The sequence below is a fragment of the Vibrio sp. OPT41 genome (assembly GCF_015163595.1).
GTDB lineage: Bacteria > Pseudomonadota > Gammaproteobacteria > Enterobacterales > Vibrionaceae > Vibrio > Vibrio alginolyticus.
The window spans coordinates 223,846-240,091 of sequence record NZ_JADDYH010000036.1; the positions used below are offsets into that span (position 1 = coordinate 223,846).

The 16,246-nt window shown below is 41.8% G+C and carries 15 protein-coding genes and 1 pseudogene; 5 read left to right on the forward strand and 11 right to left on the reverse strand.

Translation table 11 applies throughout. The annotated features are described in order from the left end of the window. The 5 genes from tssM to tagH all read right to left on the reverse strand — a co-directional run. A partial coding sequence (gene tssM, locus IQP38_RS26470; RefSeq protein WP_228010077.1) for a type VI secretion system membrane subunit TssM occupies nt 1-2,198 on the reverse strand: 2,198 nt, incomplete at its 3' end. A 16-nt stretch (nt 2,199-2,214) separates the two neighbouring features. Further along, nucleotides 2,215-3,507 carry a type VI secretion system protein TssL, long form gene (gene tssL / locus IQP38_RS15340; protein ID WP_005375939.1) on the reverse strand — a complete coding sequence of 431 codons (1,293 nt, stop codon included), beginning with the start codon at nt 3,505-3,507 and terminating at the stop codon, nt 2,215-2,217. 11 nt (nt 3,508-3,518) lie between these two features. Then, nucleotides 3,519-4,844, reverse strand: coding sequence for a type VI secretion system baseplate subunit TssK (tssK, locus tag IQP38_RS15345; protein WP_080276943.1), 1,326 nt, complete (start codon nt 4,842-4,844; stop codon nt 3,519-3,521). 21 nt (nt 4,845-4,865) lie between these two features. Then, entirely contained in the window at nt 4,866-5,321 is a 456-nt protein-coding gene (tssJ, locus tag IQP38_RS15350; RefSeq protein ID WP_005375933.1) for a type VI secretion system lipoprotein TssJ, read from the reverse strand. An 11-nt stretch (nt 5,322-5,332) separates the two neighbouring features. Beyond that, on the reverse strand, nt 5,333-6,526 hold the full coding sequence (gene tagH, locus IQP38_RS15355) for a type VI secretion system-associated FHA domain protein TagH (protein WP_193837720.1): 1,194 nt from the start codon (nt 6,524-6,526) through the stop codon (nt 5,333-5,335). A gap of 312 nt (nt 6,527-6,838) precedes the next feature. Here tagH and IQP38_RS15360 point away from each other — a divergent pair, with 312 nt between their 5' ends. From IQP38_RS15360 to IQP38_RS15370, 3 genes are all read left to right on the forward strand, one after another. Further along, entirely contained in the window at nt 6,839-8,989 is a 2,151-nt protein-coding gene (locus IQP38_RS15360) for a serine/threonine-protein kinase (protein ID WP_193837721.1), read from the forward strand. A 446-nt stretch (nt 8,990-9,435) separates the two neighbouring features. Then, nucleotides 9,436-9,771, forward strand: coding sequence for an Hpt domain-containing protein (locus tag IQP38_RS15365; protein WP_005375918.1), 336 nt, complete (start codon nt 9,436-9,438; stop codon nt 9,769-9,771). 34 nt (nt 9,772-9,805) lie between these two features. Then, nucleotides 9,806-9,997 (forward strand): hypothetical protein, encoded by a 192-nt coding sequence (locus tag IQP38_RS15370; RefSeq protein WP_005375916.1) that lies wholly within the window; start codon nt 9,806-9,808, stop codon nt 9,995-9,997. 70 nt (nt 9,998-10,067) lie between these two features. On the opposite strand, the gene IQP38_RS15375 is transcribed toward IQP38_RS15370, so the two are convergent. From IQP38_RS15375 to IQP38_RS15390, 4 genes and pseudogenes are all read right to left on the reverse strand, one after another. Beyond that, on the reverse strand, nt 10,068-10,529 hold the full coding sequence (locus IQP38_RS15375) for an ATP-binding protein (protein ID WP_005375914.1): 462 nt from the start codon (nt 10,527-10,529) through the stop codon (nt 10,068-10,070). After that, nucleotides 10,510-11,739 carry a PP2C family protein-serine/threonine phosphatase gene (locus IQP38_RS15380; protein WP_193837722.1) on the reverse strand — a complete coding sequence of 410 codons (1,230 nt, stop codon included), beginning with the start codon at nt 11,737-11,739 and terminating at the stop codon, nt 10,510-10,512. The genes IQP38_RS15375 and IQP38_RS15380 overlap by 20 nt, the downstream gene beginning before the upstream one ends. Nucleotides 11,740-11,768: 29 nt before the next feature. Continuing rightward, nucleotides 11,769-12,029: a hypothetical protein gene (locus IQP38_RS15385; RefSeq protein WP_053303685.1), complete on the reverse strand. Its 261-nt coding sequence runs from the start codon at nt 12,027-12,029 to the stop codon at nt 11,769-11,771. 220 nt (nt 12,030-12,249) lie between these two features. Beyond that, nucleotides 12,250-12,823 (reverse strand): annotated as a pseudogene (locus IQP38_RS15390) (glutathione S-transferase family protein). Nucleotides 12,824-13,107: 284 nt separating this feature from the next. On the opposite strand from IQP38_RS15390, the gene IQP38_RS15395 reads away from it, so the two are divergent. Next, entirely contained in the window at nt 13,108-13,683 is a 576-nt protein-coding gene (locus IQP38_RS15395) for a TetR/AcrR family transcriptional regulator (protein ID WP_009701863.1), read from the forward strand. 1 nt (nt 13,684) lies between these two features. After that, nucleotides 13,685-14,089 carry a PPC domain-containing DNA-binding protein gene (locus IQP38_RS15400; RefSeq protein ID WP_053307742.1) on the forward strand — a complete coding sequence of 135 codons (405 nt, stop codon included), beginning with the start codon at nt 13,685-13,687 and terminating at the stop codon, nt 14,087-14,089. Between the two features lie 98 nt (nt 14,090-14,187). Here the strand turns inward: IQP38_RS15400 and nirD are convergent, their stop codons facing one another. Both nirD and nirB read right to left on the reverse strand, forming a co-directional pair. Then, on the reverse strand, nt 14,188-14,523 hold the full coding sequence (nirD, locus tag IQP38_RS15405) for a nitrite reductase small subunit NirD (RefSeq protein WP_053307743.1): 336 nt from the start codon (nt 14,521-14,523) through the stop codon (nt 14,188-14,190). Beyond that, nucleotides 14,524-16,246: nitrite reductase large subunit NirB (gene nirB / locus IQP38_RS15410; RefSeq protein ID WP_228010078.1), on the reverse strand; the 1,723-nt coding region annotated here is incomplete at its 5' end.

A 16,246-nucleotide genomic window follows, 5' to 3' on the forward strand; every position in this document is an offset into this window, starting at 1 on the left:
TCGTCACCATAAACCCAGTTCTCTTCCATTAAGCTTTTTACTGTACGGTTGATCTGAATCTGAAAAATGCTATGAAAACCATTGTACGTGTAGAAACCCGAAATGCCTTGTGATAGCGGTTTTCCACTAGCTCGCTCGAACTGCTCAAGCCCTTTAGGTCCCAATACATCAGTCAAGCGAAATGAAGGTACATGACTCTTAGAAAATTGTATTTTCATTCGCTGATAAGCACGTTCAGGTAGAGACATTTGAGTCAACACTTCTCGAGCACTCGTCACGGCAGCAGTGTTGTAAGTAAAGCCTTGTCCATCGTTGCCTAATAAATATTGAGTGTGCTGTAGCAAACGTCTTCTTAAGTCTGCGTTTAGCTCACCCGGATATTGACGTTCGAAATAAAAGTTAAACCAAGCCAACACTTCATCTTGTTGATATTTGTCTGGATTGAATAACATCAAATACGTTTTTAACGTTTCGTACAAATACTCACGATGCTGTTGATTGCTCTCCATTTCTGACACCAAGCTATCAAGAAGCAGAGGGGCGTAATATTGGGTCAAAGCATCAGAATATGCATTGTTTGCCGCCTGAGACACTTTGTCTCCTTGATAGAGACCAAACCTCTTTACAGAGTCGGCATCACCGTAGTCGCTTTGCTTTCCGAGAGGAAGCGTCATCAACCTATCTAATGTTTCTACAGCTGAAACAATATCCGCTTCAAAATCTAAACTTTGAGCGCCAATCATTGCATCAATATGGCTCGCTTGTTCATTGGTATCGACAATTAACTGTGAGTTCCACTTATAACTCATAAACCAAAGCGCAGAAGCTCCTAGCAGTAGCGTTGTACATCCAATGTAAACACCTCGACGCATCCAACCTGACTGCTTTTGATAGTGACGATTAACTGTTCCTAACAGTTGCTCTTTGAAAATAACCTTGTCAAAAAGATTCTTTACGAAATAACTATGAGAACCAGTCTGACTCTTTGCTAGAGCTAAACGATTTAACCCAAGTCCATTGGTTGATTCATTCATCAGCTTATCGACTGGTAAGCCTTCTTGAACCGAACTCAACATAAACACACCACGAATCAAGGCAGGCTCTTCAAAACTGTTTTGTGCAAAAATTTCAGCTAAAAACTCGTCAAGATTAGCTTGTAGCACTCTTAATTGCTTTGGAAATTCAAAGATAAGCGCGCGTTTATCTAAATCGTCCTCTGTTTCAAGTATTCTAAGCATACGGGCATCAAGGCGCTCCAACATGCCATGAAATTCTTTGTTGAATAGAGAAATAACGCCTCTTTCATCATCCACTTCACGAGGGAACATGAAACCAAATAATTCCTCTCGCTCTTCCTTACTTAAATCGGCAAAAAACTCATTGAAACCGGCAACTAAATCCATTTTGGTGAGCAATACGTAAATCGGAAACTGCATGCCTAACTGGTTTTTCAGTTCTTGAAGTCTCGACTTAATTGCTCGAGCATGAAGACTTCGCTCGGTTCGAGTCTGAGACATCACGCTGGCTAAACTTATCGTAACAATCGCACCATTAATTGGTCTTTGCGTTCTATACTTTTTCAACAATCCTAAGAAACCATGCCACGCTTTAGAGTCGACCTTTTCTTGACTGTCTTGTGTCGTATACCGGCCAGCCGTATCTATAAGAACTGCTTTATTTGCAAACCACCAATCACAGTGGCGAGTGCCACCTACACCGGCAATAGAGTCAGAGCCAAGGCTGTCTCCTAATGGAAACTCTAACCCCGACTGCTTTAATACGGTTGTTTTCCCCGTTCCAGGAGGGCCAATCAACACATACCACGGTAAGTCATACAAGCTTCTCTTGCCTTTGTGTGTTTTCGTCACTACTTTGACAGCTTGCTCAATACGCTCGCGCATTAAGTCAATTTCACTTGCCGCTTCTTTATCTGATAGGCTATCAACCTCAAGCAACGTTTGAATACTTTCGTCTTCTTTCACCTTTTGCTTATGCTGCTTGGTAACGTTAAATATCGCCCAAAGCAACACCAACACTAGAATAGTGACTAGCCGTTGAAAGTCACTCTTTAGGGGCTCATATCCCGCTATCGCAATAAGTGGACCAACAACCCAAATGAAAATAGAACAAGCAGCGACACCTATAAGACCGAGAAACCATCTTTGAGTAAATATTCTGCCAATTTCTTTAATACGCATCTCTATCTACCTATTATTAATTCGCGACAAGAAGGTCGATTTCAATCCGGCGGTTAATAGCTCGGTTTTCATCACTACTGTTTTCAACTAATGGTCTTGCATCCCCCAATCCCTCGGGTATCACTCGCCCTTCTAATGCACTATTCGAGATCAGTTGTTCAGACATAGCAGTGGCTCGAGCTAATGATAGGTGCCAGTTCGAGGGATATTTACTCGTGAAAATAGGCCTATCGTCGGTGTGACCAGTAACAATGATCTTGCCTTGGGTCGACTCCAATGTTCTCGCAAGCTTAGAAATAACGGGTTGGATGTAAGCGACAACATCAGCACTACCTGATTCAAATAGATCTTGAGACTTTAACGAAATTCTTACCCTGTCTTGCAGCGGCTCAACATTGATTAGCCCCTTACCGATCTCAGTTGCTAGATACATTGAAATCTTTTCTGCAATTGGCGCTGATTTTGATTCTGACGTTGCATCTTGGTTAAGTTGTTGCGGTTGAATCAAATTGACTAATTGAGAAAAGGTGCGATTGGATGCCTTATTTAGCTCATAACTAAAATACATATATATGCAGACCAATAGTGCCGCCGTTACAGAACATACAACCCAAAGAGGAGCTCTATCAGAAGCCTTTGAGCCATTCAAAATGTGTTGGTCGATACTATTGCTTAGTTCCTGAGGGACTCCTCTCCCATAAGTCTTAAGAGTAGCAATAACCTGTCTTCTCAATTTCCGGTGCGATTCCAGTCCATTTTTTTCTAAACGGTATTGACCCAGAAACCCGAGAGATAAGCACACATACATTAGTTCAAGCAAATCTAAGTTCACATCTGGTTTCGCCATGCACTTATCAAGATGCTTAAAGAACGCTTCCCCACCTTGACTGCTAGCATAGAAGGAGCTAAGTAATGAATCGTGACTCCAGAATGAATTCCCACCCCAATTGGTGTTAAGGACAACTTCATCTAGTGAACAGCATAAACAATAACGAGCTGTATCAATGGTATCCAAATCAACGTCATGCTGACGTAATCGGTTCTCATAATCTCTAAGCTTTTGTGCCAATGTCTCTTTTAGAAACAACGGATCGGAATGAGTCGCTGTCGAGCGAATTTGACCGATAATAGATAACAGGCCATTCGCCTCTGCTAGTAGAGAGTTATTCCCATAAGCGACCACTGAATCATTGTTCACCAATTCAGGACTTTTTGAGATAACTACGGTATTATCCACAGACTTTTCTGATTGTGGTTTCGATGCGGGTGCTCTTCCACCCGGTGTTGGTTTTACTATCGTTTGTTCCATACAGAGCGCGCCTATTGATTAATACTCCAAAGCTCAAGTTCAGCATTCGGAAAATGCCCTGATAGGTGAAGCGCAATACCGCCACTATCTTTTAGCCTCATCCAAAATGGCCCTTTCTTGACAACTTCGAAATAAACATAGCCCGTTTGGTAAGGAATCTGTCTCGGGACGACACTCAACGGCACTACGTTTATACCGTTGATCTGATTATTAATTAGATCGCGAATCTGTTCTGCCGGGCCAAACTTGAGTTGCGCTGGGACCAGGCGTCTTATTTCATCTGTTGTGGTGTCTGCTTTAATTGCTAGCACAAATTGGCATGACTCAAGCAAGCGTTTATCTGGAAGCGGCGTCACTTGAATACCGTATTGGCGAGGCTCCAACGGAAGTTTGGTCGCAGTTTGGTCAAGGACAACACTGAGGTACTGACTGAGTATCTGATTCAACTCGCTATAGACACTTGATACATCTAAGTGATCATACGCAAGCAAACTTGGGACTCTTTTAGTTTTATTAGAAAAAGTGGCTAACTCACCAATGTAACCTTTAAGTGTCGTCGCTAATTCCAGTGGATGTAACCTATCTAACTCACTGAAATGCTTTAACTTCGCCTCATATCGGTTCAGCATTTGGAGCATGATGAAATCAACAGCAGATGCCGATGCAGATTTACCCTTAATCAAGCGCTGTGCAATAACGTCAGCACGCATCTTTGTCATCGCGATAACGTTACGTAGATAAGCTGACATAACTTTGTCGCTAAGGAGGTTGATAAGCGGAGGAACGTACTCATCGTCTAGTATAACTTCCCCTTCAGGAGTTACCTCTTTGATCCTTAAGATAGGTAACTCCACATAACCCGCTAATTTGTCATTACTCGCTTTCAACTCTAGGTTAAGGGCTGCAACTTGGATGGTTTCTTCATCTTGTCCTGTAAGGTTATCTATCACGTCGATATCTTGAAGTACATAACGAGAGACGATCGATTCGCTTACATCCGAAACGTTTTTACCTGTAACACTTGAAAGAGGGAGAGTTATTTTTACTAACGTATTTTCAGTGTTTTTATCAATAAGTAGAGGCGAAACTGAATCGTTGGATATTAACGTATTAACCAACGTCATATCTGGCAAAACAGCTTCAAGATGCTCAAGTTCAATAAGACCATCTTTTAGCGCGTGTTTTTTTACTCGACATTTCCAAACTCCCCAATTGTAAGCCCCACCTAACTGATGTAAGCCCTTGAATTCTTGAGAGGTTGCGCGTTCTTGTTGTTGGAAGTGCTGGGGACGTAAAAACATTCCTTCGCACCAAGCCGTCTTGGAGTATTGCGTCATTTATAATTAGCCAACTAAACGTTATTTAACGACCAAAGACAGATCTTCTAACAATACTTGATATGTGTTGTAACCGGTCTTATCCACTTTAATGACTTGTCGCCAATTTGAGTTTTCAATATCTCGAAACGCTACGACAATGCCTAAATATTCTGTCTTTGGAGACATACTTGCTTGATATGTTTCTTTCTGACCTGGAGTTAATGAAACTTCATATTTATTCACTAAATCAGGTCCTAAGACTTTTTCACTTTCTTCATAAATAGAAAAAAAGTCCTGGCTTTCGAAAATGGTATTTGACGTTAATTCAAATACATACACCACTACAGGAGAAGGCCTGCCGTTTGAATCAGGATTAATGTTATGACTTGCTGCTATTTCTAAATCTGAGTATGGATCAACAACTAGGTTCGCTGCTGAGCACCCAAATAAAGCTATTGAAATTAATAACAAAATATATTGGTAAAACTTTTTCATCACCCTAATTCCTAGCCTTTGTTTTTTAATGCTAATTCATAGTGCTTAGCGAAGTCTTCTAAATAGAACGGAGACTCTTTATTGATAATATCATCGGATAGCTTTTTATGAATATCCTCAAACCTCTTCCAACTTTGAGCATATTTCCTAGCTGGAATAACCTTATTAATAACCGTGTCTTTCGCTAAAGCATCTGAGTATATAGAAGTAGGTTCAACAAGTGACATAACACTCGAAACCGTACCTTCAACACCTTTCATTAAGGCTTGCTCATGACTTTCGATGTCATTAAATGCTTCTTTAATGGCTGCATTTGGCTTTAAGAAGCTAGCGGTTTGACGGTTATATAAGTTATGAATCGCATCTTCTAAGTTTGCAGAAAACTTTAAAGGGTTATTTTCTGACTTACGAAATGCGGTATGACTAAGTCGATTTGTTTGTTTAAACACTGCTCTGTTATGCAGTGTTTCCATTAAACCAACTAGCATCAAAGAAAATGACTCCCCCAGTTGTTCGAACCATTCCTCTCGGTTATCGCTGGGAATCATCATTGGATCTATACCCACCCCTCTAACAAAAGCCGCAAGTTCACCCCCATTGGTATCAAAGTTGGGAGTCGATAGGTGTTCTGATTGTCGGTTAACTTTCGGTAAAGTTTCAGATACGGTGCTCTGTTTTTCGGGCTTTGGGATATCAATAAAATCATCGACTAAACCAATATCTAGCTGAAAGTCAGAAGGAACACTTTCGTTTAAGAGTTCACTAGCACTAAGGCCTAGGTCAACAAATTCTGCTTCCGATGGACTTGAGACTACTTCAGGGGGTGCGCTAGAAAGACTTTTACTTGTCTCAAGACTGAATACATCTGTATCTGTTTGAATAGAAACTGAAATTTGATAATCCCCTAAGCTAACCATATCGTCATCGCTTAGTGCTATTTCATTTCCTTGACCCACAGGAGTTACAGCATTATTTACAAAAGTACCATTAGTTGAGAGGTCTTTTATCAAGTATTTGTCACCAAACTTAATCAGTTCTCCGTGGGTTCCGGATACCACTCTTTCAGGATCTGGTAGTGTCCAATCACATTGTTCAGACCTACCAAATGTAACCTTGGCATGTTCATCACTTGATTCAAACACGAACTCACTCTCAATCTCTGGAGTAAATTTGTGAAAACTTGTTATGGTTAAAACCAACTTCATGTAAACCTCGCCAAAGACCTGCTAGATATTATTTTTAATTTTATTATTAACTACTTTCTTATTAACAGTAAGATTAATAAAAATCTTAATACTGCCATTGAAAATCATGCACGGAATAATGAATCATTTTTTTATCAAAGCAATCACGTATTGTTCAACAATTTTAATTATCCAACCAAGTTCAAATTTTTGACACTTAGACTTTCATCAATAAAAAAACGAATGTTAGTTTGGCCGAGAAATTCTAACATAATGACTTTTCATTGAGCAGAAAGGTATATATTCCCCCATCATTTATACGGAGTTCTTGTGATGGAAGACAGTAATAAAAACAATTCTATAAATAACGAAGAAAGCGGAGATAAAACTAAAATTGTAAAGACTCAAAAACGAGACAATGCAGTTAAATCAACCAAACTCACTAATAATGAAACCTCCGTTAAAAATAAAAATGAAACAAATACAAAACTGTCTCAAAAAGAAAACACTCCGTTAGTTAATAAGAAAAAAAACAATAAAGATGACTCATTAAATAATAACAAAGATGTTATTAACGAAAGCTTAATAGGAGCGACCGTTAAAAATCGGTATGAAATTGAGTCGGTTATTGGACATGGTGGGCTTTGCGATGTTTACTTAGCTAAAGATAGGATTCTTGAATCTTCAGGTTCAGAAACACCCTACGTTGCGTTAAAAATATTACAGAAAGAGTTTGCTTCTCAACCAGAGACTGCACGCATGTTAATACGTGAAGCTCAACAAACTCAAAGGTTAAGCCACCCTAATATCATTAGGGTTTTTGATTTTGGTGTTGATGGCGAAATATACTTTTTAGTTATGGAGTATATTAACGGAGAAACATTAGAGAGTTTAATACAGCGTTCTAGGCCCCATGGGCTGAAGTTTAATGCAACTTTATCAATCCTAAATCAGGTACTCGATGCACTCTCATATGCTCACTCTCTTGGTGTAGTGCACGCCGACCTAAAGCCCGCTAATGTGATTTTAACGTCTGAGGGTAACGTTAAGTTGCTTGATTTTGGTGTATCTAAAACTCATCAATTAAAGCAGGATCAATATGCGGCTAAACGTAAATCCGAAAATGTTGAAACGCTTGGTTATACTCCCAACTATGCATCACTCAACCTGTTATCCGGTAAGGAACCGAACTTAAGCGACGATATGTTTGCTCTATTTTGTATTGCTTACGAGCTATTGAGTTGCAAACACCCTTACGCAAGAACTCCAGTTAATGAAGCTCTCAAAAAGAAGATCAAGGTCTCTAAACCAACTAACATGCCTGCATCTAAGTGGCCAATATTTTCAAGCGTATTTTCAACTGGCATCATTCCGAACGAGCTGACCCCTGAGCAGTTGAAACGCAAATTGAATATGCGCTATTGGCCTATCGCTAGCGGCGCGGCAGCGAGTATATTATTAGTTAGCGGCATTGTATTTGGTTATCAGCAGCAACAAGAAACCATCGCCAATTTGGAAACCGTTATTAGCAAGCAAAATGATCAAATTGCCGGACAAGAGTGGCAGCTTGATACGCCAGCAGAAAAAAGTTTGGCACTGATTGATAGTGAAAAAAGCTTACATCCAGTCGTTAAGGCTGGCTTATTACGCTTACACAAGACCTATATTCTCAGCGAGTTTGAATCTGAAATTGATCAGGTTTTGAATTCTGATGCCAACAACTACCCGAATTATGATGAAATTGAGTCCATACTTGATAAAGCAAAAACCTACTACCCTGACTCACATAAAATAGAAGTTCTTGCCTTAGATATTCAGTCAAGCAAGCACTCCACTTTACTTTCGATAGCAAGGCAAATCAACAGTCAACTTGAAAAGTCTCGGTACAGTAAAGAAGACGGCAGTAAATCCATCTATGAGCTCAAGGATGAGTTAAATCAGATTCATCAAGGTTATCCTTTCACGCCAAGTTCGTTATCTAGCGATGTTTTCGGTCAGCACCTCACTGAAGCACTCCAAAAGAAAGACGCAGCTGCACTTGTTGCTCTTATTAAGGTTGGGAACACCTTCTTTTCAAACGTAGAAGAGCATCAAGAGAACTTACAGATAAGTAATGCGATGAAAGATGCAGTGCTGGAAATGAAATTATATGAGACAGCGCTAGATTCCAACAGCCCTCTACCGTTTCCAGAAGATGCCGCTAGAATCCTGTTCCAAAAAGAGTTTGAAAACTTTTATTCTCGCCTAGAAAAGGCAAGGACGACAACTCATCTCGATAACTTGGTGAAGGATGTGGATCTGTTCTCGAAAAACTTTCCTATTGGTTTTCAGGATGTTAACGATTTAAGATTCAAAACTGCTGATAAATACTTACGCTTCTCCGATATATTACTTAATAAGCGAAGGACTTCAAGCGCAAGACGCGCTATGAAGAAAGCCAACGAGCTTATGAAGCAAATAGAACAGGACTCTAAGCAAAGCTAGTAATACAAAAGGGACGCGAGTCCCTTTTTTGCCGCAGATCACTTGCCAATATGCAACTAGATTGCTAATTTATACTTGTACTTAATGAGGAGAGTTAGCCTTGACTGAAGGAATAGTCAAAGTTGGCGAACGTCGGGCGTCCGTATGTAACGATAGCCTTAAACTAGGACTGCAAGACACTTACCGACTCGGCGTTTTACTTGGAAACGTCCCCTTTGCTACTTGTGTTAAAAACACGCGAGTTGAAGTTTTTTCATCCCTACATTTCGACCATTGCCGTTTGGATATAAGTCAAAATATCTTTAACAATGACTTTCTTTTTGTAAGTTTATCTCAAGCGACAAGCAAACTATTTCTGCTCAAATACTGGTTATGCCATTCATACCTTCGGCTAAGCCTTCATTATCCGAAACATTCCTCTACCGCAACGTTTAATAGGGGTATACATGATTAATTTTGATGTTCTCAATACATACATGGATAACGACGTAGATCTGATCGTCACTGTTTTTTCTACATACCTTGAAGATCACACGAATGATATAGAGCGTATAGATGAGCTATATACAAGCAGATGTTGGTCAGAACTCTATCTATTAGCGCATAGTTTAAAGGGCATTCTAGAGAGTTTCGGAGAAGACACCGCGGTCATTGCGTTTCAAAGAATAGAAGAAAAAACCAGAAACGATACAGCGCCAGATAGCTCAGATATAGCTATAGTTACTGAAGAGCTAGCTGCAATTAATCAACAAATCTTCGCTTACTTGAAGAATATGCAATAAAGAAATTCAAGGCTTAACTGGGGGAAATATGGCAATGAATAATAGCAATTTCAGGGAGTTGATTGAGTCTCTCAAAGACCTAACACCAACTCAAAAAAGGTACTTACTTAGCCGTACAAAGATGGCGCTAGATGATGAAAATAATATGTTAAACATCAGTGATATTCTAACACCAGAAGAGTTGGAGGCGTTACTATCACCAGCACCAACAACGAATACAAAATAACAATGATATACAACGCAACCGTCAGATTAACGCTAGGGACCAAGTGAAGCAAATCGACTTTGCTTGGTTGTTAGTTTCTCTCCCAATTCCTTTTCACTACAACAAACGTATTGTTTTCGAAACCTTTTTCCAATTTAAACAGGTCAGATAATTGAGCGACTAACATCAGTCCGCGACCAGAGGAGGACCAACTATCGTCATCCATTAAGTTAGGTGCCTCAATCTGTTTATTTTTATGTTGGATGAACGTCTTCTCATTGATCGGCGCTCCGCAATCAGAGACTCTCAGTTCCACGAAACCGGATACTTGGTCATCCCCAACCCTACACTCCACTTCAATTGGCAGGCCTTCTATTTCACTGTAAGAATGAATATAAGCGTTATTCATGAGCTCAACGACACAAAGCTCCAATGATTGAATTGCATTTAAGGGGATTTGATGACCCATCAAAAACCGAACAACGTCTTTGCTCGCACTTCGTGAGTGAGTAAGGGAGCTCCCGTAAGTTCGTTTAAATTCGCTCTTTGACATTCTTTTCCTTAAAATCGAGCCTCTCACCATGCCATTTTACCTGTAAAAGGCTGGCATCATCATCAAACTCATCTTCGTTGTGCCAAGATTGTACTTTTTTAAAGACGTCTCCCACTTGATCTTCAACTGGCAGCGTGCAAACAGCTTTTATACTCGATGCCAATCGTTGTAGTGAAAACATCTCCTCACCCTGCCTCGCTTCAATCAAACCATCCGAATAAAGCCACAATGCATCGCCCTCATCTAGACTAATTTGGTTACCGCTATATTCTATCGGCTGCATTGCACCAACGATAAAGTTATCGTCACCTATCTGTTCCATCGTGTTCGTACTCGCTCGCCAAACTAAGATCCTGGGGTGGCCAGCCGTGCAATAGCTAAGTCGCCCTGATTTTGTGTTAAGAATGGCGTAAGCCATAGTAAAGTAAAGTTGACTGTTTCTAGTTTGCTGATAACGCCGATTTAGCCGTTCAATCACAGATGCTGGCTCACTTACGCAATAGCAGTCATCTCTCAACTCCATCGTGATCGAATCAGGCCCCTGACTTTGAGATAGTGTCTGTTGAATAGAAAAAGCCATCAAAGCTGAAGAAATACCATGACCAGAAACATCACATACATAAAACGCAACATGTTGTTCATCGAGCTCCAAATACCCCAACATATCACCACCAATCTGGGAGCATGGTCTGTAGACATAACTAAACTGTATATTTTGGATAGTTGATTCAGCAGGGAGTAGTTGCTCCATCAGTTGACTCGCAGACTGCAGGTCTTGGTGAATTGTTTGGTAGGCCGCATCTAGCTCTTTATTTCTCTCAACGAGTTTGTTGTGCAGTTCTAAAGTACGAAACCCCGCACGGATTCTGGCCTGAAGTTCCTCTACAGACGTCTTCTTATCTACGAAATCATCTGCGCCAGCATCAATGCCTTTCACGATCGAACTTTGGTCATTTCTAGAAGACAGTAGAACAAAGAAAATGTAACGTTCGCTAACTTTAGATTTTAATTGGCGACACAATTCAATACCATTAATTCTAGGCATCATTAAATCGCTCAGCACAAACTGAATATCAGGGCGGTGGGTTAGCACTTCAAGCGCCGCTCTTCCGTCTTCAACTGCAACCACTTCATAGCCTTGCTTTTCCAATGCACTGCTGATGTAAAGCAGTACTGTTTTACTGTCATCGACCAAAAGAATGGGTTTCATCTTCCTCCTTAATACAGTTGCTATACTGGCTAACGCAAAACACTAGTCACTGACTGCTCATTTCTAAAACGGCTGTAGTCTTCGGCTAATAATTGGTGTTGATATCGAGTGTAAGACAACGCTTCATTAGAAATTAGTATCTGATGCTCTTTTTCGATTAACTGACTTTGCAGCCTTTCAATCTGTTCATTCTGCTGTATGTAATTGAGGTACAGTGCGAATAGACCAAAAACCGAAACCATTAACAGGGCTATTAGAATATTATTGATAGTTTTCACTTGAATACTCATGACCTCTCCTTGTCTATTACTAGACTTTCCATGATGAAAGAGAGCGTCTACGGACCAAGAGCTCGAGGCTCTAAAACGCAACGAAGCAAATTGAGGTTGTTTTTCCAATTATAGGCGATAGGAGAAAAAATAAGAAAAATCTGAGAAAATTTGAATATCCTGCTGAGTTAAGAATCGGTAAGGTGGTAGCAGCGAGCTATCATCCACTCGCTGCAATACATTAACTCTGAAATGCAGGTCTAGCTAAAATTTGGTTATACCATCGAGCAATGTTTGGCGACGTCGATAGCACATCAATTTCTAGGCCTTTAATTGCGAAACTGATCAAAATAAAGCCTGTTATATCGACGATAGTAAAATGGTCTACGGCGATAAAATCATTATGTTCAAGACGCTTGTCTAAGACGGGCAGAAATTCGTAGACGCGTTGTTTTGATTCTTCGCCCCATGTTTCGAAACGCCTGAAATGCCGCATTTAGTCCTTGGAATTCGACAACGCGATGCCACATTTCCACCTGAGCACGTTCGAGCTGGTTAGCACCAAACAGCGCCAGATCATTTTCAAACGCTTCATCTAGGTAGCGACAAATCGCCACACTTTCACAGATCGTCGTACCATCATCCAGTTCGAGCAGAGGCACTTTACCGTTCACGCTTTTCGATTTAAACGGTTCAGATAGGTTATCGCCCTCACGAACGTTCAGCGCAATTCGCTCAACCTCGCCACCGATTTCCTTTAGAAAAATGCTAACTCGCTTACAACTTGGAGTCATTGCGGTTTCATAGAGCTTCATTTCACATCCTTTTATCTTTTTCTAACCGATTGGTTAGGATATACTGTAGCCAGTTTATAAACGATCAGTCAAGAACTTCACTATCAAAAATTTTCAAACAGTTGTGGGTCTGTTTGCTGAGCGAGATTTTTGATGCCGTTTGTAAGTTCACATGAATTTGGGGGCTGATACCCAAGAATAGATGGGTATTCATCATATTGGTCCAGTTCGAACGCTAGAGGTTCTCTGTACCATCCCTCCAAAGCAATTTAATTACCCGATAAGCAGACCCAGGCAGGTAATTTATGGCAAGAAAAGCCAACTTCGACCGAGATGAAAAGCTTCTCGTGGCTATGGATGTGTTTTGGCGCAAGGGCTTTGCGAACACGTCTATCTCGGATCTCACCGACGAGTTGAACATCAACCGCTTCAGTCTTTACAACACCTATGGTGACAAGCAACAGCTCTACTACGAAGCGCTCGATACCTACTTGAAAAAGGTCTCGCTACCGTCACTGAATGATTTGGAAAAAGACGACGCGTCCTTACCTGAGTTGGAATCGTTCCTTAAATCTTTTGCTGATCTGCAACGCAAACGCAGCTGTGGGTGTTTTATCCAAAATGCGTTGATTGAGCACGCTGGTGAAGACGATGATGTACTGCGTAAAGGGCATTTTTTGTTTGACCATCTTATCGACATCATTGCGGATGCGCTGACCAATGCACAAAAAGAAACCTTAGTGCCGAAAACGCTGAAACCAGAAGAGCTCGCTCGTTTTGTTCTCAACAACATGCAAGGTATGCGCGTACTTGGCAAAGCTAAACGTTATGCCGACTTGGATACGGCGCTTTCCTGCTTACTGGTTTTGATTAGGAAATAACATGTCGATTGAAGTGATAGCAGTACGTCTTACCAAAGGCATGGACTTAAAGCTGAGCCTAGCGAAATTGGTCGAGCAGTACGGTATCAAAGCAGGCTCGATTACCTCATGCGTTGGTTGTATCTCTGACCTCAACCTTCGTTTGGCAGGTGCAGAGAGTACGTTAGCCAAACGAGAGCCATTTGAAATCGTCTCTGTGATGGGAACACTAACGCCTGAACATCAACACGTTCATATCTCGGTGTCTGATCGTGAAGGACGAGTTTGGGGTGGGCATTTGCTGGAAGGCACAGTGATTGATACTACCGCAGAGTTGATCATCCATTCGTACTCAGAACTTGAGTTCACTAGAGCGATGGACGACTCGACTGGCTATACCGAACTCCAAGTGAATCCTTCCAAATAACAAAAAGCTCCAGAGCGATACTGTGCTGTCTCTGGAGCTTTATTCGCTTTTCTCTTATGCCAATAATTTATTCATATCGAGCAAGCTAATTTCGAGGATCATTCTTCGGCTAAATAACAAACCTGATTATCGTCGATCGTTACTTGCCACGTTTTTAGGCAGTGCGCATCGTCTTCCAAACATTGCCCACTCTTTAAACTGAAGTGCTGTTTATACAGTGGTGATGCGACACACATCTCACCATCAATATCACCGACAATCCCTCGACTCATCACATAAGCCTTACCAATTGGGTCCCAATCTTGAACGGCGTAAACACCGCTATCTGGAATGTAGAACAACGCCACATGCTCGCCTTCAATCAACACCGTGGCACCGATGAACGGCATTAGGTCATCACGCTGACACAATTTCACTTTGGTTAAAGCTGCCATTTACACCTCCTGTTTCACTGGAATACGCTGACCGCGCACACGTTGGTACGGCAAGACTTTGCTGCCCGATGTGCTGTTCAAGAAAGGACGGAAGCGTTGCAATTTTTGAGGATTATCTAACGTACTCTTCCACTCACATTGATAGGTATCTACGACTCGTGCCATTTGTTCATCCAAAGAATCACATAGATTCAGAGAGTCATCCAAAATCACTTGTTTAAGGTAATCTAGGCCCCCTTCCATATTCTCCATCCACACAGACGTGCGCTGCAAGCGATCAGCGGTGCTGACGTAGAACATCAAAACTCGGTCAATCATGATGATCAACTCTGGTTTGGATAAGTCGGATGCAAACAAATCAGCGTGTCTTGGTCTCATGCCGCCATTACCACACACATATAGATTCCAGCCGTTTTCAGTGGCGATCACCCCAATGTCTTTACTTTGCGCTTCTGCACACTCGCGAGTACATCCCGATACGGCAAACTTAAGCTTATGGGGCGCTCGCAATCCTTTGTAGCGGTTCTCTAACTCAATCGCTAATCCGACCGAGTCATCAACACCATAGCGACACCAAGTAGAACCCACACAAGATTTCACGGTGCGCACCGACTTGCCGTAGGCGTGCCCTGTTTCAAAACCAGCATCAATCAAGGTTTGCCAGATTTCAGGAAGCTGTTCTAACTGCGCGCCAAATAAATCCACGCGTTGACCGCCAGTGATTTTGGTGTATAGATCGTATTGCTGAGCGACTTCGCCTAGCACGATGAGTTTGTCTGGTGTGATTTCGCCACCCGGAACACGAGGCACAATCGAGTAAGAGCCATCTTTTTGTAGGTTCGCCATAAAGGCATCATTAGAGTCTTGCAGAGATTGATGCTGCGGCTCCATGATGTGTTCATTCCACAAAGAAGCAAAAACAGATGCCGCTGTCGGCTTACAGATATCACACCCATGCCCTTTGCCATGCAGTGCAATTAAGGTGTCGAAGTCTTTGATTTGTTCCACTTGGCAAATATGGAACATCTCTTGGCGACTTAACTCAAAGTGCTCACAAAGGTGGTTGTTAACCTCTACCCCCATGGCTGCCAGTTGAGTATCCAATACCGACTTCACCATATTGCTACAGCCACCACAGCCAGTACCGGCTTTGGTGTTCGCTTTAAGGTCCGTAAGGTTGGTGGTGCCAGCTTGAATCTCGGCAACTAAGTCGCCTTTTGTGACGTTGTGACAAGAACAGATAATGGCGCTGTCTGGCATCTCTCCATCAAGCATTCCGGTATCAAACAGCAGGTTCGCCGCGTGGTCTGGCAGGACCGTTTTGTTCAAATAACACTGTAAGAGCGCATCGTAATCGCTGTTGTCACCAACAAGAATTGCACCGAGCAATTGGGTGCCGCTCGCATCAACCACCAGCTTTTTGTAGATGCCTGCGACCGCATCTTGCAATACCATTTCTTGTGCGCCTTCGGTTTGCATTTGTGCATCGCCGATAGACGCCACATCCACCCCAAGCAGCTTGAGTTTGGTGCTCATGTCTGCACCTTTGAAACCTTCGCTTGGCATCCCAGTCAAGACATCGGCAGTGGTTCTCGCCATGGTGTAACCGGGTGCGACTAAACCAAAGATCTTCTGCTCCCAAAGGGCACATTCGCCAATCGCATAAATATTCTCATCGCTGGTTTGGCATTGGTTGTCAATCACAATGCCGCCTCGCTCGCCG